Annotated in this window: 18 protein-coding genes and 1 pseudogene; 8 read left to right on the top strand and 11 right to left on the bottom strand. The window is 65.4% G+C overall.

What is annotated here, in order from left to right; all coding sequences use genetic code 11:
- The 3 genes from ACNA7R_RS00650 to aglF all read right to left on the bottom strand — a co-directional run.
- On the bottom strand, positions 1-245 hold a 245-nt coding region (locus ACNA7R_RS00650), incomplete at its 3' end, for a glycosyltransferase (protein WP_416281592.1).
- A 69-nt stretch (positions 246-314) separates the two neighbouring features.
- Entirely contained in the window at positions 315-1694 is a 1380-nt protein-coding gene (locus tag ACNA7R_RS00645; RefSeq protein ID WP_416281591.1) for an AAA family ATPase, read from the bottom strand.
- A 982-nt stretch (positions 1695-2676) separates the two neighbouring features.
- Entirely contained in the window at positions 2677-3408 is a 732-nt protein-coding gene (aglF, locus tag ACNA7R_RS00640; protein ID WP_416281590.1) for a UTP--glucose-1-phosphate uridylyltransferase AglF, read from the bottom strand.
- Positions 3409-3628: 220 nt separating this feature from the next.
- On the opposite strand from aglF, the gene ACNA7R_RS00635 reads away from it, so the two are divergent.
- Both ACNA7R_RS00635 and ACNA7R_RS00630 read left to right on the top strand, forming a co-directional pair.
- On the top strand, positions 3629-4555 hold the full coding sequence (locus ACNA7R_RS00635) for a hypothetical protein (protein ID WP_416281589.1): 927 nt from the start codon (positions 3629-3631) through the stop codon (positions 4553-4555).
- A 54-nt stretch (positions 4556-4609) separates the two neighbouring features.
- Positions 4610-5326 carry a hypothetical protein gene (locus ACNA7R_RS00630; RefSeq protein WP_416281588.1) on the top strand — a complete coding sequence of 239 codons (717 nt, stop codon included), beginning with the start codon at positions 4610-4612 and terminating at the stop codon, positions 5324-5326.
- On the opposite strand, the gene ACNA7R_RS00625 is transcribed toward ACNA7R_RS00630, so the two are convergent.
- Complete coding sequence (locus tag ACNA7R_RS00625) at positions 5323-6243, bottom strand: glycosyltransferase family 2 protein (RefSeq protein WP_416281587.1); 921 nt, start codon at positions 6241-6243, stop codon at positions 5323-5325. The genes ACNA7R_RS00630 and ACNA7R_RS00625 overlap by 4 nt on opposite strands.
- A 72-nt stretch (positions 6244-6315) precedes the next feature.
- Here ACNA7R_RS00625 and ACNA7R_RS00620 point away from each other — a divergent pair, with 72 nt between their 5' ends.
- On the top strand, positions 6316-7212 hold the full coding sequence (locus tag ACNA7R_RS00620; protein ID WP_416281586.1) for a glycosyltransferase: 897 nt from the start codon (positions 6316-6318) through the stop codon (positions 7210-7212).
- A 6-nt stretch (positions 7213-7218) separates the two neighbouring features.
- Here ACNA7R_RS00620 and ACNA7R_RS00615 read toward each other — a convergent pair whose 3' ends face one another.
- Entirely contained in the window at positions 7219-8376 is a 1158-nt protein-coding gene (locus tag ACNA7R_RS00615; protein WP_416281585.1) for an MFS transporter, read from the bottom strand.
- A 155-nt stretch (positions 8377-8531) separates the two neighbouring features.
- Between ACNA7R_RS00615 and ACNA7R_RS00610 the strand changes: the two are divergent.
- Positions 8532-8798, top strand: a pseudogene (locus tag ACNA7R_RS00610) (hypothetical protein); the annotation flags it as partial.
- Between the two features lie 14 nt (positions 8799-8812).
- Here ACNA7R_RS00610 and ACNA7R_RS00605 read toward each other — a convergent pair.
- Positions 8813-9250, bottom strand: coding sequence for an ArsR family transcriptional regulator (locus ACNA7R_RS00605; RefSeq protein ID WP_416281584.1), 438 nt, complete (start codon positions 9248-9250; stop codon positions 8813-8815).
- A 127-nt stretch (positions 9251-9377) separates the two neighbouring features.
- Between ACNA7R_RS00605 and ACNA7R_RS00600 the strand changes: the two genes are divergently transcribed.
- A complete protein-coding gene (locus ACNA7R_RS00600; protein ID WP_416281583.1) occupies positions 9378-9980 on the top strand; it encodes an aminopeptidase in 603 nt (200 codons plus the stop codon).
- Between the two features lie 401 nt (positions 9981-10381).
- Positions 10382-10786, top strand: a complete 405-nt coding sequence (locus tag ACNA7R_RS00595) for a hypothetical protein (RefSeq protein ID WP_416281582.1) — start codon at positions 10382-10384, stop codon at positions 10784-10786.
- A gap of 168 nt (positions 10787-10954) precedes the next feature.
- Here the strand turns inward: ACNA7R_RS00595 and aglG are convergent, their stop codons facing one another.
- Entirely contained in the window at positions 10955-11914 is a 960-nt protein-coding gene (gene aglG, locus ACNA7R_RS00590; RefSeq protein ID WP_416281581.1) for a glucosyl-dolichyl phosphate glucuronosyltransferase, read from the bottom strand.
- Positions 11915-12057: 143 nt separating this feature from the next.
- On the opposite strand from aglG, the gene ACNA7R_RS00585 reads away from it, so the two are divergent.
- Positions 12058-14982: an oligosaccharyl transferase, archaeosortase A system-associated gene (locus ACNA7R_RS00585; RefSeq protein ID WP_416281580.1), complete on the top strand. Its 2925-nt coding sequence runs from the start codon at positions 12058-12060 to the stop codon at positions 14980-14982.
- A gap of 93 nt (positions 14983-15075) precedes the next feature.
- Here the strand turns inward: ACNA7R_RS00585 and ACNA7R_RS00580 are convergent, their stop codons facing one another.
- The 4 genes from ACNA7R_RS00580 to glpA form a co-directional block, all read right to left on the bottom strand.
- Positions 15076-16236 (bottom strand): Cdc6/Cdc18 family protein, encoded by a 1161-nt coding sequence (locus ACNA7R_RS00580; RefSeq protein WP_416281578.1) that lies wholly within the window; start codon positions 16234-16236, stop codon positions 15076-15078.
- The gene (locus tag ACNA7R_RS00575) at positions 16236-17588 is read right to left on the bottom strand and encodes an anaerobic glycerol-3-phosphate dehydrogenase subunit C (protein WP_416281577.1); all 1353 of its coding nucleotides are present in this window, start codon (positions 17586-17588) and stop codon (positions 16236-16238) included. Before ACNA7R_RS00575 ends, ACNA7R_RS00580 begins: the two co-directional genes overlap by 1 nt.
- A 100-nt stretch (positions 17589-17688) precedes the next feature.
- A complete protein-coding gene (gene glpB / locus ACNA7R_RS00570) occupies positions 17689-18975 on the bottom strand; it encodes a glycerol-3-phosphate dehydrogenase subunit GlpB (RefSeq protein ID WP_416281576.1) in 1287 nt (428 codons plus the stop codon).
- A 1-nt stretch (position 18976) separates the two neighbouring features.
- Positions 18977-20689 carry an anaerobic glycerol-3-phosphate dehydrogenase subunit GlpA gene (glpA, locus tag ACNA7R_RS00565; protein WP_416281575.1) on the bottom strand — a complete coding sequence of 571 codons (1713 nt, stop codon included), beginning with the start codon at positions 20687-20689 and terminating at the stop codon, positions 18977-18979.
- 307 nt (positions 20690-20996) lie between these two features.
- Here glpA and glpK point away from each other — a divergent pair, with 307 nt between their 5' ends.
- On the top strand, positions 20997-22535 hold the full coding sequence (gene glpK / locus ACNA7R_RS00560; protein WP_416281574.1) for a glycerol kinase GlpK: 1539 nt from the start codon (positions 20997-20999) through the stop codon (positions 22533-22535).

Below are 22535 nucleotides of genomic sequence, written 5' to 3'. Positions count from 1 at the left end.
AACACCTGCGCGCCACGCTCGCGGGCGATTGTCCGGGTGTCGTCGTCGGAGTCGCCGTCGACGACGACGACGTTCGAGTACCCCTGTTCGCGAAAGCCGTCGATCACGTCGCCGACCGTCGCCGCCTCGTTCAGCGTCGGAATAAGGATACAGACCTCGTCGGCCGAAATATCGCGCGTGCGCTCGCTCATCGACAGGAACGCCTCTCGCTCGAGCGTCTCCGCGCGGGCCCCGTCATGCTCCATCGGTCGTGAGTTTCATTTCTGGAAGCAAAAATATATTGGCCATTTAGTGGGCAAAATAGTGTGTCGACGCTACGATCCGACGATCGAGACGATGTGCTGGCGCATCCGCCCGTCGATCGGGATGTTCGCACAGCGCTCGTCGAGCCCGATCGTCTGGAGCAGGAGACTCGAGTCGTCGAGCAGGGAGAGCTGAAGGTAGGTCCCCTCGCGGTAGCCGTCGCTCGTGCGGGTCATGTTGATGATCTTCAGCGTCTCGTACTCCCGGAGCTGGTCGGTGATGCGCTTCTTGCCGAGGACGTTCGCGTCGATCGCCTCGGCGAACGCCCGGTAGACGCGGTACATCTCGGTGGCCTTGAACGCCGAGCGCTCGGAGAACTCGTCCATCGTCGCCAGCGCCGCGATCGCGATCTTCGCCTGCGTGGGACAGCCCCGGATGAGATCCTGGATGCGGGTCACTTCGGCGTCGTCGTTGGCGACTCGGACGTGACTCTCCGTGACCTGGGCGGCGTCGTTGTCCCTGGCGACCTCGCCGGCGAGCCGAAAGAGGTCGATCGCCCGGCGCGCATCGCCGTGTTCCTGGGCCGAAAACGCCGAACACAGCGGGATGACGTCGTCCGTGAGCACGTCCTCGCGGTAGGCGTCGCGCCGGCGCTCGAGGATGTCGCCGAGCTGGTTGGCGTCGTAGGCTGGGAAGACGATCTCGTCGGGCGAGAAGGAGCTCTCGACGCGGGTGTCGAGTCGGTCGCCGTACTTCAGGTCGTTGCTGATCCCGATGACGGTGATGCTCGCGTCGACGTCGTTCTCCTCGCCCGCCCGCGACAGCTGCATGAGGAGTTTGCTGTCGTCGGCCTCCTCGGGCGGGACGTTCTCGACGTCGTCGGGCGGCGCGAGCCGGTCGATCTCGTCTAAGACGACGATGATCGCGTCGTACAGTTCGTCGATGACCGACCAGAGCCGGTCGTAGTACGCCCCCGTCGCGATTCCGGAGTGGGGGATCGTGATCCCCGTTTTCTCGGGCTCGTTCAGGCTCTTCGCGAGGTGGATGACGGTCTGGACCTCCGAGCGACGCTGGGCGCAGTCGATCACCGCCCGACCGATCCGGACGTCGTTCTCGAGGCCGCGGCCGACGACCTCGCGGCTGACGTACCTCGTGACGAGGGTCTTTCCGGAGCCCGACTTCCCGAGCAGGAGCGTCCCCTTGCCCGTTCCGCCGGTGATCGTCGGCTTGAGCCGTCGGGCGACGGTCTCGATCTGGTTGTTCCGACCGACGATCTTGTTCTGGTCGGGGACGTGGTCGATCCGCAGCAGATCCTCGTTCGCGAAGATCCGATCCTCTTCGTCCAGAACCGAGAGCGGATCGTCGCGAGACTTGGAGCGAGAGTGGGCGACCGCGCCGTGCTCGGCGGCGTACTCGCCGAGCGTCCCCGTCCCCTCCGCGTGCAAAGGCATACACCGTCTTTCAGATGAATTTTCCTTAGCTCTTTCCCTCCGCGAACGGGGGGTCGCTCGAGTCGAGTTCGTGTCGGAGCCGAAGCCGCCCGCACACTGGTCGCGAGTCACACACCGGATTTCAGATGAATCCGCGGGGAGAACGGAGCCGGTACAACCCCCACCCACACCGGATTTCAGATGAAACCGTGCGAAACCGGGACCGATCCCGGCCGATCGCCCCCACCCACACCGGATTTCAGATGAAATGCCGCGAGGAAAGGGGTGGTGGGGGAGGGGCTGTGACGATCGGTCGACGGTTCGATGAGCGGTGAATCGCCGGGGGACGACCGCGATCCGTGAGTATCCCGTTCGTTTTCGGATTGCCGTTTACGGACGGTACAGCCACCAACTCATCGATATCATCTGAAATCCGGTGTGGGTTCAGAGAACGAAACCGGGTCGTGAACCTCTCGCGACGACGGCGGGACAACCCCTTCGAGCCCGTCGGTCGCGGTTCGGCTTCCGATCCAACGACGCTGTATATAAACGACGAGAAAGAGTTCCCGTTCAGTTTCGGAGTCCTATCGTAGGCCGGCTGATTCTGGATCATCTCACTACACTACTACTACTAGATTACCACTAGAGTAAAATATATAATATTGGTCGAAAACTCCATCAGCGAAGACGGTCTTAGTACCTTGCAAATCACCTATAACCCGCTCTCCATCCCTCTCGGATCTCCTCACCGGATCTCGAGCCGGAGGCGTCACCACCCTTCCCCCTCCCCGCCTCCGATCGATTTCATCTGAAATCCGGTGTGGGGGTGTCCGTCCCCGAACCGATCCCGTTCGCGTTCCGACCGTCGTCCGAATCCGCTGGTCCGTCCCGTCTACGAGCGATAGCCATCGCTCTCGTCGGTGTCTCCTCGAGTACGAATCAGCCGGCGAACCGTTCGAGTACGAACCGGCCGGCGAACCGCTCGAGTACGAACGGTCGACGGCTACTCCGGGATCGGTGCCTCGGCTTCCTGCACGCGCCGTTCGGCCTCTTCCCGGTCCTCCGGGTAGCCGACGTCGATCCGCCAGCCGTCCATCCGGATCGCGTCGATCGTCCGCCCCGACTGGATGAGGAGATCGATCGCGTCGGGCAGTTCGTACTCCCCGCGATCGGAGGGCTGGACGAGGTGGCAGGCGTGGAAGATCGCGGGCGTGAACGTGTAGAAGCCGGTCATCACGAGGTTCGACGGCGGCTCGTCGGGTTTCTCGACGACCTCGACGATCTCGCCGTACTCGTTGGTGTCGAGCACGCCGTACCGGGAGGCCTCCTCGTAGGGTACCTCCTCGACGAGGAAGGCCGCGTCGGCACGCTCCTCGTGCTGGCGCTTGATCACGTCCCCGAGGTTGCCCCGGAAGACGTTGTCGCCGAGCATGAGCACGAAGTCGTCGTCGACGTGGGGCTCGGCCTGCAGGATCGCGTGGGCGAGCCCGAGCTGTTCGCGCTGGTGAGCGTAGGTGATCGGGACGCCCTCGTAGGCGTCGCCGTACCGTTCGATGATCTGCTCTTTCTGGTAGCCGACGACGACGACGAGTTCGGTGACGCCGATCTCGAGCAGGTTGTCGAAGACGTCCTCGACGAGCGGTTTCCCGTCGACTTCGACCAGGGCCTTGGGCTTGTCCTCGGTGAGCGGTCTGAGGCGGGTTCCCTCGCCGGCGGCCAGCACGACTGCTTGCATGTTCGAACAGTCACCGTGAGTTACCAAATAGTTTGTGCGTATTTTTCCCGGCGCGCAAAGATGTCCACCGTTCCCGAAGAACGGGCGCAACCGACCGTCGTCGACGGCCGCCGTCCGGCTCAGCTCGAAATCGTGAGAGAGAGAGAGAGGACAGCGTTCACGTTGGATCCAGTGATTTAACATGGGAGCACAGTCACCGCTACGTGAGGGAATCGGTAGAGTGAGTCTCGTACACAGATCCCGGCGAATACTCCGCGAAGACGGCGTTCCGTCCCTGCTGTGGCGGTCGATACGGTTCGTCTGGACGACGACCGTCTGGCGGCGCGAACTCGTCCAGCGGCTCCCCGCGAGGGCGGTCACCCTGGCGTTCGCCGTTCGGAGTCGGCTCCTCCCCCACGTCAGCGACGCGAACCCGGCTCGGCCGATCCGGGTCGATCCCGACGGGATCGAGTACTACCACGGCAGCGACGATCCCTGGCGGCTCGGCCACGTCATCGACGGTGACTGGGACGAGGCGGAGGGCCGATTCGAGGAGACGACGGTCTACCGGTCGCTCGAGGCCCGTTTCCTCGAGGGGGCCGACTGGGAGGAGACCGAACTCTACGCCGAGTACCGCGACCGACTCGAGGCCGGCGATCCGTACTGGCGGTGTACGACCGAGGCGGAGCTCGAGGCCTACTTCGAACGGATCGACGCGCTCTACGAGACGGTCGCCGAGGAGGGGTACCGCTCCCAGCGGGAGCTGCTGGCCAGCGACGACGCCGACCCCCGCGAGGAGAACACCGATGCGGTCCATCCGGTCGTCCAGGAGATCGGGGTCAACGTCTACCGCGACGGCGAACTGGTCAAGAAGGGGACCGGCTTCCACCGGCTGGCGATCGCGAAGCTGCTCGACCTCGAGGAGATTCCGGTCACGGTCCGGGTCAGACACGCCGACTGGCAGGCGGTCAGGGACGAGATCCGAGCGGCCTCGAGCCCCGCGGAGCTGAGCGAGCGGGCCGCGTCCCATCTCGAGCACCCTGATCTCCTGGACGTCGTCCCCGAGGACTGGCGGGAGTCGAAGACCGAACCGACGGACCGTCCGGATCGCGAGGCGTCGCGGACGGACGATTCCGAGGACGACGACGTCCCGGTCCCCCGGCGGTAACCGACACGCGCCGAGCCGGCACGATTAACTACCGCTGTTCGGAACCCCTCGGCTATGTCCTACCTCCTCGAGAGAGTGAAAGAAACCTGGCGGCGGGACGGCGTTCGAGCCGTCGCCGAGGAGACGATCTCCTATCTGCGATGGCGACTCGAGGGCTCCGCGGCGTACGGAGCCGTCCGAACCCGCGACCTCGAGTTTCGGAACCGACACGTCGACGCCGATCCGCTGGCGCTGACGTGGGTCGACCCCGCCGAGATCGAGTACGTCGTCGGCGAGCTGGTCCCCGACGAGACCGACGATTCGCACTTCGAACGACCGAACGTACCGGCCCAGGGACGAGACGGAATCGGCGCCGTTCGCGGCGGCGAGTGGGATCGACCGACGGTTCCGTTCACCGCGCTCTCGGAGTCCCGGCTCTTCGAGGAGCACTTCCTCGAGGGCGTCCCCTGGACCGAGACGGCGTTCGTCGACCGTCACCGCCGGTCGCCCGACTCGGACTGGAGCGAGCGGAAACTACTGCACAAGCTCGAGCGCTTCGACGACCTCTACGAGACGATCGCGACGGAAGGGTACAGAACTCAGCGCGAACTCGGCGGCCACCCGCTGAACGAGATCATCGTCTACCTCGGTCGGAACGGCGAACTCCGGTGGCACGAGAACGGCCGCCACCGGCTGGCGATCGCGAAGCTACTCGACCTCGAGGCGGTGCCCGTGCTGATTACGGTTCGCCATCGGAAACTGCTCTTTCCAGGCGAGCAACGCTCTCGCTAACTCTCGAGTCGGTTTGCGAACACCGCGAGCCGGCTCTTCGCCTCGAGGACGGCCAGCAGCGCACTGCAGCTGACGCTCGCGGCCCAGTAATAGACGGCGTACCGGACGGGTCGGGGATCGATCGCCAGCGCGTGCCCGAGATAGGCGGCCGCCCGCTCCCGTCGCCCGTTTTCGGCGTAGACGATCGCGACGTTGACCGCGAACTCGGCCCGCCGCCGGCGGCCGACGTGCTCGCCGTGGCGCTCGAGCACCCGTCGGTAGCCCTCGAGCTTCCGTTCGGGGTCGGTCCCGATCCGCTCGCCGTCGGTGTGGCGATCCAGGAGCACCTCGGAGACGCCCCTGATCTCGGCGCCCTCGTCGGCCGCCAGCAGGCGCAGGTAGAACTCGTAGTCCTGGACGGCCGGCAGTTCCTCGTCGAGGAGGCCGACGTCGTCGAACGCCGACGCGGGAAACGTCGTCGCCGAGAAGCTCCCGACGGGGTTGCCCCGCCCGAGGTCCGCGAGCGTGACCCGTTCCTGTGCCCGGATTACATCGTAGACCGCCCCGTCCCGGCGCTTCCGGTAGGAGGTGCAGACGCCGCGGACCCGATCGGAACCATTCCGGAAGGTCTCGAGGACCCGCTCGACGTGGGTCGGCGCCAGTTCGTCGTCGGAGTCCAGAAAGGAGACGAACTCGCCGCTCGCGCGTTCGATCCCGCGGTTCCGGGCCGCGTTCGCCCCGCCGTTCGTCCCGGTCTCGAGGACGATCAGCCGGTCGTCGTCGTACGAATCGAGGACCGCGCCGGTCCCGTCGGTCGAGCCGTCGTCGACCACGATCACCTCGAGGTCGCCGTGCGTCTGTGCGAGCGCGCTGTCGATCGCTCGACCGACGACCGAGGCGCGGTTGTACGTCGGGATGACGATGCTGACCGCGGGCATTCCGTTGTCCTCCCTCTCGCCGCCGAAATCAAAGTCCTTTTGCTCGGGGACTCGTACCGCTAAACGAACCCGATGACGACCGTCTCGATCATCACGCCCGTCTACAACGACTTCCCGGGGCTCCGCGAGACGGTCGACTCGCTGGCGGAACTCTCCACGAGCGTCGACTGGGAGCACACGGTCGTCGACAACGGCTCGACCGACGGCACGTACGAACTCGCCGAGCGCTACGTCGCGGATCGGCTCGAGGGAACCGTCCTGTGCGAGGACGGGATCCAGTCCTCCTACGCCGCCCGCAACGCCGGCGTGCGACACAGCGACGGCGACGTTCTCGCGTTCGTCGACGCCGATATGACCGTCCCCGAGGGGTGGCTCGAGGACGCCCTCGCCGCTTTCCGGGCCGCGGAGGCCGACTATATGGGCTGCAGCGTCGAACTCGAACTCCCCGACGCCCCCTCGCTCGCGGCCCGCTACGACCACCACTCCGGGTTTCCGGTCGGCCACTACCTCGAGCGCCAGCGCTTCGCGCCGACGTGTTGTTTACTCGTCCGTCGCGAGGTCTTCGCCGACGTCGGTCTCTTCGATCACCGACTGACTTCCGGGGGCGACAAGGAGTTCGGCAACCGGGTCGACCGGGCGGGGTACGACCTGCACTTCGCGCCCGACGTCACGATGACCCACCCGGTCCGGGACTCGATCCGCGCGCTCGTCCGGAAGGACCTCCGCGTCGGGCGGGGGCTCTGTCAGCTCCAGCGCTACCATCCGAATCGGTACGGGACGCCCGGGGTCCCGCCCCGTCCTTCCGGCGTCAAACAGCCCGATCCCGACATCGAGACGCGAGACCGCCTCCTCTTCGGCGCGCTCGAAACCGCGCTGACGGGCGTTCGCGGGGTTGGGTACTATCACGAGTACCTCGCCGGGAAACGAGAAAGGAAGCCGACCGGATCGATTCCCTCGCTCGCGGAGTAGGGGAACTTACCCCGGCAGCCGGCCCGTTCGCTCGACGAGCACGAGGACGACGACCGTCCCGCCGAGTACGACCGCGGCGCTCGCGAACACGGTGTCGTAGGCGTACCCGCCTTCGACGAGCGAGCCGACGGCGGACGAGCCCAGTGCCTGCATCAGCATCCACGTCGAGCTGAACACGGCGTAGGCGCTGCCCCGCGTCGAGTCCGGTAGCGTATCGAGGAGGTACGTGTCGATCGCGGGAAAGAGGGCGTGGATGATGAAGCCGACCACCGTCGAGAGGACGATCAGTCCGATCAGCCCCTCCACCTGCGTCAGCACGAGGACACTTGCGGAGAACGCGCCGACGATCCCCAGCAGGTACGGGACGTGGGGGAACCTGTCGGCCAGGTCGCCGCCGAAGAAGAAGGCGGGGACCCCGGCGGCGAAGATGATCGTCAGCATCATCCCCGCCGCCCAGTCCGAGAGCCCCTTCGACTGCATGTACAGCTCGTAGAAGTTGAACAGCCCCTGCCAGACGAACGACGCCGCGCCGACGATCGCCAGCGCGGTCACGATCAGCTTCCACTCCGAGAGCGCGCCGGCGACGAAGTCGCGGTCGGCGTCCCCCGCGGTCGGCAGCTCGGCGTTTCTCGCCGCGACCCACGTGTAGCCCGTGATCGCCGCCGCGCCGACCGCGATCGCCCACAGCGAGAGCCGCCAGTCGACCAGCAGCGTAAGCGCGACGAACGGGGCGGCGATCACCGCGGCGATCTGACTGGCCGCGCCGTGGATGCCGATGATCCGCCCGATGCGGTTCGGGTAGAGCTCGCTCAACAGCGGGTTCGCCGAGACGAAGTAGATCCCGGAGGCGATCCCCATGAGGAAGGCTCCGACCATGAGGTGTTCGACCGTCGTCGCGGTCGCGGCCAGTCCAGAGGAGCCCGCGAGGACGAGCCCCGACACGAGGACGACGTAGTGGCGAGGCACCTTCGTGAGGATCCACCCGGTCGGGAGCCGCGGCGAGGCGCTGCCGACCCAGGCGAGGGTCACGATGAGGCCGGCGGTCGCCTCGCCGATCCCGAACTCGGCGATGAAGACGTCCAAAAGCGGCGCGAAGACGATTCTGGCGAGATTCACCAGAAAGACGAGTCCGCAGAGAGAGGCGAACAGTCTGGCGCGTGTCACGGTCGGTGTTTCTAACGGGTCGCCTCAAGCGTTCCGAAGTCGGCGCGAGATCGGCTCGAGGGGGTAGAGACTCGAGAGAGCCACCGAAACTGCTCGAGCGGAACCCGGAGGGGGCGACCCGAGACGTTTTGCTCGACGAACCCCTATCCAGGTCGATGCCGACGACGTGTGCGCTCTGTCGACGGGTCGTCCCCGACGAGCGGATCGACGATCCCCAGGTCGTCCAGAAACACCACCTCCGGCCGGAGGAGCGAGCCACGAGCCCGACGGTGATGCTCTGTCGTCCCTGTCACGAACAGATTCACGCCCTGTTCACGAACGAAGAACTCCGCGACGCGTACGACACGATCGAGGCGCTGCGATCGGCCGACCGCCTGCAGGGGTACGTCGACTGGATCAGGGGAACGAACAAGCTCGCTGTCGGTAAAACGAACGATCAGTCGTCGCCCGGACGCGGCATCGCCTCGATCTCTCGAATCTCGGTCGTTTTCCGTACCCGATCGTACTGTCGCTGCCACGCCTCCCTCGGAAACAGGTCGTTTCGGTCGAACAGGTCACGGGCGTCGTCGGTGAGCGTATAAAACTTGTACGGGTAACCGCGGACGCGTTCGCCGGGTTCGACGACCAACTCCTCGAGCACGCCGGCAGCCTGCAGGATACGGAGATGACGGCGGATCGCGTCTTCCTCCAGCGGTGGGTTCATGTAGTCGAGTTCCTTCACACTCGGGGCTTCCTCGGGATGTCCGACGATATCGGCGAGCAGATTCGCACGTTGCTCGTCGGTGGCTTTCTGCAGGGCTAGCCACGTGTTGAATTCATCGGGCTCTCGCTCCGGCCCACTAGCACCACCGGGCTGCGTCGCGTCCGGGCGCATATGGAACAAGTACGCGCCTATCGAACATAAACACTTGGTCAGTAGACTCAACCGTTACCTCAACCATTTCCGAAACTGGTTCCACAACCTATACACATACTGGTTGCGAAATCGTCTATGAGCCGATATGACGGGTGATTCGGACGCTGACGAGTCGGAGTACATCGGCGGTATCGACCCAAACGAGATCGTCGATGAGGAACGGCTCCAGCTCACTCCACACCAGCACGCACAATTAAAAGCGAAGTTGCACGGGAGTGCCCAGTTCGATGCAATCAAGCGAACCGAGCGAAGGTATTTGATCGTCGGACGCGGTGGCGAGGAGGGACCTGGAACGCGACGGTTGCGGGTCTGTCGGCAGTTGGACGCTCGCAGAGCGGCCTCGGCGTTCCGTCTCGAGGACTTCGGCTTCACTAGCGACGAGATCGAATTATGGGCACCGGCCTTCGATATTCTTTCGGCGATGGCGTCCCATATCGTCGGAGTTCTCGAGGACTTCGATGGCGGACATGTGTGGGAACTGGGCTACCTATACCACCATCAGATGCACGTCAGGGACATTCTCTGGTTGCTCAAGCGGAGCTACGAGAGCGAGGAGCGAACGCGCGAGAAGTACGACAACGGAATGGCTGCGTCTCACTTAGCGTCTCTCGAGGAGGCGGTTGGAGACCGTGTTCTCGACTGGCACGACGAGGACGATCTATCGGACGCCGTAGGCGAAATCCCGTGAGTGGAGTTCGTAATCGTTGGTGAACTCCGTTGTTTGTTCGCACAACCCGTATAAGTTCGCGACCAGTAGATAGCAACACGGTTTCGTTGTATCAACAAGCTATGGTATATAATGAATAAAGTAACATTAGAACTATATATATATAATATAATACACTCCAAACAGAAAGAAAACACAAACGAAATATATTATTTATGATATTAGTGGACCTTATATAATTATATGTTGGTATTTTAGTAGAGCAGTCGTGTTGTGCTCCAGAATCCTCTTCGTTCCTCTTTTAGGTCCATACTGTAATACCTGGCGCTTAAAAATATCATTCAGAGTGGCTATATAAAACACACTCTGGGTTTGTTACACATGTAACTATTATAACGGGCTTCGTTGACGTCCTATCCGAAATGACGACCTCTCAGGAAGGGCCCACTTTAGGATGGAATGCCTTCGTTGCAGTTTTTGAGCAGTATCACGAAATCAACAGTACATATATCGAAGCACAAGAAGCGTTCTTCAACGGCGTAAAAACAAATACTGACGCGCTGGAACACTATTCACACGCCTACGAACTCTGGCTTGACGCCTGGAAGCAAATGGTCAGGACGGACTTACAATCGGACGGCCAAGGGAGAACAACCCAGTATCCGGCCTCCATACCCTTGAAATCAGTTCGGCAGTCTACTGGCCCTACAGATACTGACACATCCGAATCCACTCCCATCGTCGATGAACGGGTAGCCACACTTGAACGGCGTCAGCAGGCACTTGAAGAAACGCTCAACGAAATTCATAGGGAAGTTGTTGAGTAGACCGAACCACTCCCTTCATACGGTTTACTGTAAATCAGTACCGGCGCAACCGCGACCCGTGCGGCGGTTGCGCCGGTAAATCGGTACAGCAATCCGTATCAAAACCTCTGGATAGCCAGTGAACGTGTGCTTGACCGATGAGGAGCATCGATCCGTTCCGAACAGCCCTTAGGCGGCCGACGTTCCGTCGGCATTCTCCCGAACAAGCGCGTCGTCGGACTGCACGAGCCCGTAGAGATAGCCGAAGCCGACGGCTGCGGTGAAGACGAAGATCGCGACCAGCTGTTTGATCTCCGCGCTCGAGGGCTCACGCACGAGGTCCCGAAGTCGCGAGGGGACGAACTCGAGCAGCAGTTGCTTCAGGTACTCGTTCTTGTCGCCCGCGGCCTCGGGCAACAGGAGGTCCATGATCCGCTTGGAGTACCCCTGCCAGAACGAGCGGAAGACGAGCCACCGGAAGTCGCCGCGGTACTCGAACAGTTTGTGGTGGACGACGGCGTCGGTGTTGTAGATCACGCCCTTGCCGTACCGGTTGGCCATCCGGATACAGACCGGGGCCTCGTGGGCCTGGATGTGGCGGTCGCCCTTTCGACCGGTGTTCTCGTCGTAGCCGCCGACCGAGAGGAAGACGCTCCGGCGAAAGGAGATGTTCGAGCCGTAGGTGTTGCGCAGCTCCGCCATGTGCTCGCCCATCCCGCGCTCGTCGCAGCCGACGAGCCAGTAGAACTCTTCGGGGAAGAAGTCGGGCTTCTCGGTCACCCAGTCGGGTTTCGCGTGACCCCCGACGGCGATCGCGTCGGTCTCCTCGTAGACGCGAGCCAACTCCGCGATCCAGTCGGGTTCGGCGACCGCGTCGTCGTCAATAAAGGCGACGACCTCGCCGCTCGCGATCTCGGCGCCCCGCGTCCGGCTGTAGGAGATTCCCCGGTTCTCGTCGTTGCAGCGGAGGACGACCTCCTCCCGGTCGCCGTACTCCTCGCGGACGCGCTCGAAGACGGCCTCGTTGCCGTCGACGACGACGACGACCTCGAGGGGGTCGTACGTCTGTGCGAGCACGCTGTCGACGCACTCCGAGAAGACGTCGTAGCGCTCCATCGCGTACGTACAGACGACGGCCGAGACCTTCATCGGAGGATCCGTTTCGATGAAGGAGAAATAAACTTTGTCGTCCGACCCACCGGATTTTGCGGAAACAATCCATAGCAGATGACTGTAAAATAATCTGATCAGTATGGGAAAGCTTATTCAGTACTTACCTCTCGTGGCACCTAATGAGTACGGAGACCGAACGCGCCGAGGAGCGGACGGAATCGTCCGCGCTCGGCTCGTGGGCGGAGTGGTACCACGTCCCCGTCGTCGGGGCCGTGATGCTGTTTATGTTCTGGGTCAGGACGCAGTCGTACGAGGCCTTTCTCACCGAGGACGGCACCCCCGCGCTCGCGGGCGTCGACTCCTGGTACCACTGGCGGACGATCCAGTGGACCGCCGAGAACTACCCCCGGACGATGCCGTACGAAGTCTGGACGGGCTTTCCGACCGGCAACTACGTCGGCCAGTTCGGGACCCTGTTCGACCAGCTGATCGTCACCGCCGCGATGATCGTCGGGCTCGGGGATCCCTCCTCGAGCACGCTCTACACCGTCTCCCTGCTCGCGGTGCCGGCGATGGCGGCGCTGGTCGCGATCCCCGTCTTCTATCTGGGCCGACGGCTGGGCGGGACCGTCGGCGGACTCGTCGCGGTCGTCTTGCTCGCACTCGCACCCGGGCAGTTCCTCGTTCGCACCACCGCGGGACAGCTTCAACACCACGTCGCCGAGGTGCTGTTCATGGCGGTCGCCGTCCTCGCGATGACCGTCGCGCTGCGGGTCGCCGAGCGCGAGCAGCCGATATACGAACTCGTCGCCGACCGTAACTGGGCTCCGCTCCGGGAGCCGGCGATCTACAGCGTCCTCGCGGGCGTCGCGCTCGCGCTGTACATCTGGGTCTGGCCCCCCGGCGTCGTCCTGATCGGGATCTTCGGCGTCTTCTTCGCGGTGCAGCTCTGTCTCGACTACGTCCGGGGGATCTCCCCCGATCACGTCGCGTTCGTCGGCGCCGTCTCGCTAGGCGTGACCGCAATTGCGACGGCCCTCTTGCTCGAGGAGCCCGGCACGAGCGTCACGAGCTTCGGCTACCTCCAGCCGGGCACCGCGGCGCTGGTCGCCGTCGGCTGTCTGTTCATGGCCTGGTTCGCCCGCCAGTGGAACGCCCGCGGGATCGATCGCCGCCTCTACCCGGGCGCGATCGCTGCGCTGATCGTCGGCGCGTTCGCGGTCATGTGGCTGGTCCTGCCGGAGTTCTACGACACCCTCGTTGGCAACCTCACGGGCCGGCTGATCCCGCTCGATCCCGACGCGGGGACGCTGACGATCCAGGAGGCCCAGCCGCCCGACGACTTTACCGCCCACGCCTTCAGCGAGTTCGGCACCGCCTTCTACACGATGCTCGCGGGACTCGTCCTGCTGGCCGTCCGACCGCTGTTCGGTCGCGAGTACCGCGCGGAGTACACGCTGATCCTCGTCTGGTCGCTGTTCCTGCTCAGCATGTCCGCGACCCAGATCCGCTTTGCGTACTACCTCGTGCTCGCGGTCGCCGTCGTCAACGCCGTCTTCGTCGCCGATATTCTGCGGCTGTTCGATCTGAATCTCCAGCGGGGCGCGCGGTCGCTCGAGGGGATCGAGACCTACCAAATCATCATCCTGTTCGTGGTCGTCCTGTTGCTGTTCGCGCCGCTGCTCCCGGTCGTCGCCGCCGACGGCGACACGGCGATCGATCGCGGCGAAGCGACGGGGCCACACCCCGACGCGATGGTCTGGGAGGAGTCGACCCACTGGCTCGAGTCGAACACGCCCGAACCCGGTAACTACGGCGGGGCCGGAAACGCCGACGAACTCGAGTACTACGGCAGCTACGACTACCCCGACGGCGGCGATTTCGACTACCCCGCGGGCGCCTACGGCGTGATGTCCTGGTGGGACTACGGCCACCTGATCACGACCCAGGGCGAGCGGATTCCCCACTCGAACCCGTTCCAGCAGAACGCCGATACCGCCTCGGCGTATCTCACCGCCGAGTCCGAACGGGAGGCCGAACTGATCCTCGAGGCGCTGGCGGCCGGCGAGGACCCGCTCGACGGTGACGACGACGTCCGACCGCTCGAGGAACTCGAGACGGCGGTCGATGACGACGCCGACGAACAGATGCGGTACGTGATGATCGACGACCAGATGGCCGGCGGGAAGTTCAGCGCGATGACCGCCTGGTCGGGGCCGGACTACCCCTACTACGTCACGCCCGACGTCGAGCCCGGTGAGGCGATCGATCGCGACGAGGTCGACGAACGCCTCGAGGTCCCCTACGAGGACACGATGGTCGCCGACCTCTACTTCGACGACGCCGCGGGGATGGACCACTACCGGCTCGTCCACGAGAACGATCGGCGCACGGCCGGCTTCGTCAGCTACGCGCTGATCGATCCCGAAACCGATCAGGTGCTCACCGACGAGACCGGCCAGCACCAGGTCGCGTTCAACCAGCCCCTCGACCAGCAGACCGAGCTCCAGCTGTCACAGTTCGAGGGGAGCCCCGAGGTCGACGTCGAGTACATCGACGAGCTCGAGACGGCAGGGGTCAAAACTTACGAGCGCGTCGCGGGCGCGACGATCGCTGGCACCGCCGACGCCGACGAGGGGACGGCGGTGACCGCTGAACTCGAGCTCGACTCCGGGGTCGACCGCGGCACCTTCACCTACGAGCAGGAAGCCGAGGTCGACGAGAACGGCGAGTTCGAGCTGACGGTGCCGTACGCGACCGACGACGAACTCGACGTCGACGACGGCTACACCGAAAGCGACGTCGAGGCCGTCGACGACTACACCGTGACCGTCGCGGGCGAGACGCCCCAGCAGGGCGACCTCGAGGTTCCCGAGAGCGCGGTCGTCGAGGGCGAAACCGTCGAAGTCGACCTCGAGGAGACGGACCTCGAGGACGCGGCGGACGGTGCCGCAGCTGACGACGAGACGGACGATGCCGAGAACGACGCCGACGACGCGGACGACACCGCTAACGAGGACGACGACACCGATGCCGACGACGGCGAGGACGTCGACGACACCGCTGGCTCGCTCGCCCCGACTGTAGCCGGGCTCGCGGGCTGACTCTCACTTCTTTCCGCTCGAGTAGCAAAAGCCCGCTTCGCGACCGACTCGCCGTCACGCTCCGCTGCGACGACGCTCGCTACCTGGCTCGGCTCACGACGAGTCGCCCTCCGTCGCGGCCAGCGCTCGGAACGCGATCGTCGGGAATCGGGGGACGACCGTACTGGGGCGACGACCGCTGCCGTTCGTCGGGAGCGGCACTCGCTCGATGACGCCCCGATCGGCGAGTTCGTACAGGAACCGCTTGACCGTCCCGGCGGTCAGCCCCGATCGAGCCGCGATTTCGGTCGCGACCTCTCGAATGGGCCGGTCGGTCGCGTCGACGGCGATCAGGTCACACAGGACCCGCTGGCGAGTCTCCGAGAGCGAGAGCGCTCGATCGACGTGGACCCCGGCGTCGGGAACGTTCTCCATCGCCCGCTCGAGGTGTGACTGCTCGATCCGATCCGCCTCGTCCTCGCCGGCCAGCACCGCGGCGCCGAACAGCACCGCGAGCGCGTCGTGTGCGTTGCCGTCGGCCCAGACCGCGATCTCGCGGACGGTCTCGTGGTCGAGCGCGCCAGCCGTCAGTCCCGTCGACGTTCGATCGGTGACGACGTCGACGAGTTCGTGGTGGCGGTAGGCCGGCACCGTCACCGTCGTCCCGCGCCAGCCCTCGGGTTCGTCCTGACCGACGGCGAGCGTCGCGACGCTCTCGCTCGCGGGCTCGACGAGTTCGCGGATCCGATTGTAGGAGAGGGTCTCCGGCTCGTCGTGGTGATCGACCGCGACGACGGCTCGCCGATCGGGCCGCGAGAGACGGGCACAGAGCCGCTCCCGCAGGTCGTCGGTGCCGACGCCGCTCTCGGGAACCGCGTCCGGAGAGATCATCGAGAGCACGCTTCGGTAGAACGCGAAGGCGCTGCCGACCCGCCGGGCGTCGACGTAGACGAACCACGTCACCGTCCCGGAGCTGCCGGCCCGGGTCGTCGTTCCGATCGTTCGGGTCGGCTCGCCGAACCGCTCGTTCAGCGCGCCGAGCAGCGCCGTCACGATCGCGGACGTGCCGGCTCCCGCCGGGCCGACGACCGCTGCCGGCTCGGGCAACTCGTCGTCGAACACCGGCTCGAGCGCGTCGAGCAGCTGCTCGAGCACGGGACCTCGCCCGACGGGTTCCGCGCGGTGGACGGCCGGACTGAGGTGGGTGCGGTTGACGACGATCCCGTTCGTTCGGTGCGCGGATCGTCGCCTGGCGATACGCTCCTCGAGGTTCATCAGTCGACGAGCGCGGCCTCGAGGACCTCGAGGGTGTGGGTGATCTCGTAGCCGGTGCCGTGGCCCATCTGCATCGAGCAGGTCGGACACTCCGTGAGTCCGGTCGTCGCTTCCGCGTCCTCCATGTGCTCGAACATCTCCTCGCCGATCTTCATGGAGGTTTCGTAGTTCTCCTCCTTCCAGCCGTACGTGCCGGAGATGCCCGAACAGGAGTCGCCGACGTCCTCGACGTCGATCCCGTCGATCGCGCTCAGCACCTCGACGGTCTGGCCGTCCAGTCCCTGGTTGCGGGCGTGACAGGGCGCGTGGTACGCGAACTCCGCGTCGACGGCGGTGCCCTCGAGTTCCCCTTTCAGGTCCTCGTGGACCCGCAGGTACTCGACGGCGTCCCAGGTGTTCGCGGCGACGTCCTCGGTGCCCTCGAAGTCGAACAGCTCGGGGTACTCCTGGCGGATCGACATCGAACACGAGCTACAGGAGGCGACGATGTCGGCGCCGTTCTCGATCGCGTCGGCCAGTTCCCGAACGTTGGTCTCGGCGGCCCGGCGGGCGTCCTCGAGCATCCCGTTGGCGAACATCGGCGTTCCGGAACAGGCCTGCTCGGGCACCATGACCTCGTAGCCGAGGTGCTCGTAGACGCGGACGAGCGCCTTCGCGACCTCCGGGGTGTTGTAGTTCGAGTAGCAGCCGTGGAAGTACGCGATCCGCTTGTGGGGGTTCTCGAGGTCCTCGCCGCGCTCCGCTCGGGCCTCCCGTGCTCGCTCCCGCGAGGTGTCGTTGCCGCCGCGTTCGGTCCACCAGCCGCGGAACGTCTGGGTCGCGAACTCGGGGAACTCCCGGTCGCCAGCGATCCCGATCACCTTCTCGCCCATCCACTGGGTGACCGACAGCCCCATCACGAAGTTGGTGGTCCGGGGGAAGGTCGCGGCGATCGGCGCCAGCTTCCGGTAGTTCGAGAGCATCCGATTGCGCCAGTACTCCCGGGAGAGCTTGCTCATGTTCTCCTCGACGTACTCGGCCCGTGCCGTGTTGTGCATCTGGGAGAGCGGTACCTCGGAGGGGCAGGCGCTGTCACAGCGCATGCAGTTCGAACACTTCATCACCGAGTCGTCGATGTCCTGGTCCTCCTGGCGCTTGAGCCGCCACTGCTCGGGCCCCTGGAACTTCGGTCCGGGGAACTCGTCGTCGACCTCGGCGACGGGACAGTTCGTGTCGCAGGTCGAGCACTTGTAACAGTTGTCGGCGCCCGGCCGGAGGTCCATCTCCTCGGCCTCGGGGAACACCTCGATCGGCTCGAATCCCTCTTCCTCGCCCGGTACGTGATCGTCCATCGGCCGTTCTGCGTCACTCATCGAATCACCTGGGTAGATCGCGCTCGGTCGTTCGCATCGTTCGCGTGGCTCGAGTCGCTCGAGCCGGCTGTCGTCACTGTACTCGTCGCTGCGGTCGCCGTCATTCGCTCGCCTCCGTTCCAGCCTGCCCGCCCGCGACGTATCCCGTCGCGAGCGAGACTCCGGCGCCCGACTTCTCGGCCGCGTAGTCGTACCCGCCCAGCACCGCCCCCGCCGCCCGCAGGTTCGCGAACTCGGGCTCCTCGTCGACGTCGAGGGGGCGCAGCTCGCGGTCCGAAACGACGCCGAACTGGGCGTAGGGCTGCTCGCCGAAGACGTCGTCGACGAACCAGTCGTAGCGGTCGTCGGCGTGGGGAACGTAACAGTCGAAGATCGGCTCGAACACGCGCTCGCGCTCGCTGCGGACCCCCTTGCCGACGAGCCCGCCCGTCGCGAGGACGTACTGGCTCGCCTCGTGGGGAATCTCCTGGCCGTGGCGGTCGACCAGCACGTGGTCGATCGTCCCTGATTCGTCCGTTTCGTAGCCGACCACGGGCACGCCCGAGGTCACGCGCACCCCGGCGTTCTCGAGGGCCTCGTACAGCAGATCCTCGAGGCGCATGCCCGGCAAACTCGGCGGGCCCATCGGCACCTCGAAGACGTCGGCACCCAGCGAGTCCGCGAGGTCCGCCCGCACCTCGTCGGCGAACTCGTCGCCCAACAGGGCGGGGAAGCCGACGCGGGACTCGCCCTCGAGGTGGGGTTCGACGATCGCAGCGAGCGCCTCGCGGGCCGACAGCTCGCCGGCGTTCGTCCGGACGGGCTCCTCGTGGTCGAGCAGGTGGGCGTACCGCGTGAGTTTCGCGTCGTCCCGGACGATGCCGGGGAACTGCAGGGTGACCCCGCGGGCCGAGAACGGCGGGCCCGCGGCCTCGAGGTGGGAGGCCGCCAGCGGCGCGTCGAAGTCGGTCAGCGTCTCGAAGCCGACCAGCAGCGTGTCCCGCGGGTCGCTCGCGAGTCCGTCGGCCGTCGAGACCGGGTATCGCGCCGTCGGCTTGGCCGTTCCGCCGTGGGTCGGGACGAGGGCGTTGGCGTCGGTGTGACCGCCGGCGTAGGCGTCGCCGGCGATCTCGTCGAAAAAGGAAAGCGCCTCCCGGACCGCCTCGGTGCCGACCCGTCGGTAGGGGTGGCTCTCGGGGAGTTCCTCGAGCCGCTCGAACGGGTCGACGATCGGGCCCTCGCCCTCGTGGGTGTAGCCCAGCACGTCGATCAGCCCGCTCGCGTTCCGGAGGGTGCTCTGCTTGTGGGTGACCAGTCGGACGTCGGCGCCCTCCTCGGCCGCGGCGAGGGCCGCCGTCGCGCCGGCGATCCCCCCGCCGATCACGAGGACGTCGTCGCTGATCGCCATCTCAGTCACCCCCGGATCGCTGCCGTGAGGGGGTCCGCGCGCTCGAGTCGCCCGAGTCGAACGCGCCGTAGTCGACGTCCTCCGTGCGGCTCGCGGGATCGTTGTCCCGGTTCATCGTCGTCGCGTGCAGGGCGTAGTTGAGCATCGCCTGGGAGAGCTGCTCGCCCCAGAGGGCGTGGCGCTCGCCCTTCCAGCGCTCCTGGAACAGCTCGTCGAGCGCCTCTCGAGTCGTCTCCTCGTCGTACTCGGGGTGGAGCTCGTTGGCCATATTCGCACAGCAGAAGCCGCCCTGACAGTTGCCCATCGACGCGCGGGTGCGGATGCGGACCGCGTTGAGGTCCGAACCGGACTGCGAGATCGCGTCCTGCACTTCGGCCCGCGTGACGCCCTCGCACTGGCAGACGACGGGGTTCGGCTCGTCGGTCTCGAGGACCTCGGCCGAACGGCTTCCCAACCGTTGCTTGCTCCGGCGGGCGATCGGCGAGCGCAGCCCGAAGTCGTCCATCCCCTCCTCGAGGACGGCGAGGTTCTCGCTGCCGGGCAGGGCCTCCTCGGCGGTCGCACAGGAAGCGCGAACGCCGAGCTGATCGCAGACGTGGTTCGAAATTTCTTCGGCCATCGCCCGGTAGGTGGTGAACTTCCCGCCGACGATACTGGACATGCCCGAGACGCCGTCCCGCTCCTCGTGATCGAGCAGGAAGAAGTCGCGGGTGATGTCGGTCGGGTCCTTCGTGCCCCGGCCCGGGGGCTCGTACAGCGGTCGGACGCCCCAGAACGAGCGGATCGTGCGGGCCTCTTTCAGGATCGGAACGAGCTCCGAGAGGGTGTCGATCATCATGTCGACCTCCCAGCGCTCCTCGGGGTAGTCGTCGGGGTCGGAGACCTCCTCGTCCGTCGTGCCCAGAATCGCGGTCGTCTCGTGGGGGACGACGATGTCGGCGTCGCCCTTCGGCCGGCAGCGGTTGATCACGGTGTCGACCTGCCGGACGTTCATGATCGTCATCACGCCCTTCGAGGGGCGGACCTCGACGTCCAAGTCGGCCATCGCGCCGATCTGGCCGGCCCAGGCGCCGGTGGCGTTGACGACGTACTCGGCGGTGATCTCCTCGGTCGTCCCGGGTGACTTGTGCGTGCGCTTGCCGGGCCCGGAGTCGTGGCGTACTTCGACGCCGTAGATGTCGTCGCCCTCACGGAGCAGGTCGATCACCTCGGCGTGGGTCTCGACGCGGGCGCCGTAGTTCTCGGCGTCGATCGCGTTCGCGACGCAGAGCCGGAACGGATCGATCGCGCCGTCGGGCACCTGAACGGCGCGTTTGACGTCTTTCGCGAGGTAGGGCTCGACCTCGCGGGCCTCCCGCCCGGAGAGCACCCGCGCCGGAATATTACATTCCCGGCAGCCCTCGAGCTTCTCCCGGAAGTAGTCGTCGGGGTCCTCGGGCCGTTGAACGAACAGTCCGCCGGTCATCTCGACGCAGTGGCCGGCGATGTCCCGGAGGATCTCGTTTTCCTCGATACACTCGACCGCACTGGCCTGGTCCGAGACCGCGTATCGTCCCCCGCTGTGTAGCAGGCCGTGCATCCGGCCCGTCGTCCCGTCGGTCAGATTGCCTCGCTCGACGAGCGTGACCTCGAGGCCGCGCATCGCCAGATCCCTGGCGATGCCACAGCCGGTCGAGCCGCCCCCGAGCACGAGAACCTCGGTGTCGTGTGCCATCCCTTGGTCCGTACCTAGCCCTCGTCCGCCTTTATTTTATCGACGCTATCTCACCGTCGATAACAACCAGCTAGTGCGCTGATCAGTTCGATGCGAAACAGTTTCTCATGTTAGACTTTCATTTGAAATGGTATTTATTTGGTCGTTTAGAGCCGACTTTTCGGCCCGTTCGAACACGTTTCGTTTGGCAGTAACTGACAGTCACGTTACCGCTTCGACAACGTTTATAATGATCGTAGGAAATGTTTACCAGTAGGATGCGATCGTCAGTAAAGACATCGCTCGGGACGATCCGGGGTGACCACGAATGACAGCACAGACGTACGTCGGCGCGGTGGATCAGGGAACGACCGGGACGCGGTTTATGGTGTTCGACCACGGCGGGCAGGTCGTCGCCAACGCCTACGAGAAACACGAGCAGATCTATCCGGAGCCCGGCTGGGTCGAGCACGACCCGATGGAGATCTGGGAGAACACGAAGAGCGTGATCACGACGGCACTCGGCAAGGCGGGAATCAGCCCCGACCAGCTCGAGGCCATCGGCGTCACCAACCAGCGCGAGACGACGCTGCTGTGGGACGCCGAATCGGGCCGGCCGGTCCACAACGCCATCGTCTGGCAGGACCGACGGACGACCGATCGCGTCGAACAGCTCGAGGAGGACGGCCTCGTCGACACCGTCCGCGAGAAGACCGGTCTCGAGGCCGACGCCTACTTCTCGGCGACGAAAGCCGAGTGGCTCCTCGAGAACGCCGATCCGATCAAGATGGAGCGGACCCGTCCCGAGGACATCTACGACCGGGCCGAACAGGGGGAGGTGCTGTTCGGGACGATCGACACGTGGCTGATCTACAACCTCACCGGCGAGCACATCACCGAGGTCACCAACGCCTCGCGAACGATGCTGTACAACATCCACGACCTCGAGTGGGACGACGAACTGCTCGAGGAGTTCGGCATCCCTCGGGAGATGCTGCCCGAAGTCCGGCCCTCGAGCGACGACGAGACCTACGGCTCGACCGATCCGGACGACTTTCTCGAGGCCGAGGTTCCCGTCGCCGGCGCGCTGGGCGACCAGCAGGCGGCGCTGTTCGGCCAGACCTGCTTCGACGCCGGCGACGCCAAGAACACCTACGGCACGGGCTCGTTCTTCCTGATGAACACCGGCGAGGAGGCCGTCGAGAGCGATCACGGCCTGCTGACGACGATCGGCTTCCAGCGCTCGGACGAACCCGTCCAGTACGCCCTCGAGGGGTCGATCTTCGTCACCGGCGCGGCCATCGAGTGGCTCGAGGACCTCTCGCTGATCGACAACCCGGCTCAGACCGCCGAACTCGCCCGCAGCGTCGACTCGACCGACGGTGTCTACGTCGTCCCCGCCTTCACGGGACTGGGCGCCCCCCACTGGGACCAGCGCGCCCGCGGGACTATCGTCGGGATGACCCGGGGCACCCGCAAGGAACACGTCGTCCGGGCCACCCTGGAATCGATCGCCTACCAGACCCGCGACGTCGCCGAGGCGATGGAGGCCGACTCGGGTATCGAGATGACGAGCCTCCGGGTCGACGGCGGCGCGGTCAAGAACAACTACCTCTGTCAGCTCCAGGCCGACATCATCGGCTCGAAGATCGTCCGGCCGCAGGTCGACGAGACGACGGCGCTCGGTTCGGCCTACGCCGCCGGACTGGCCGTCGGCTACTGGGAGGACATCGAGGGCCTGCGCGACAACTGGCAGATCGACCGCGAGTTCGACTCCGAGATGGACCGCGACGAGGCCGACCGGAAGTACGAGCGCTGGGGCGACGCGCTCGATCGGGCGCGGGACTGGGCCCGGGACGGTGACTGA

Origin of the sequence: Natronococcus sp. (assembly GCF_047921035.1) — an archaeon.
In the GTDB taxonomy this organism is placed as follows: domain Archaea; phylum Halobacteriota; class Halobacteria; order Halobacteriales; family Natrialbaceae; genus Natronococcus.
Note: the sequence above shows the minus strand (reverse complement) of the source record. Positions and strands in the feature narration are given on the sequence as shown.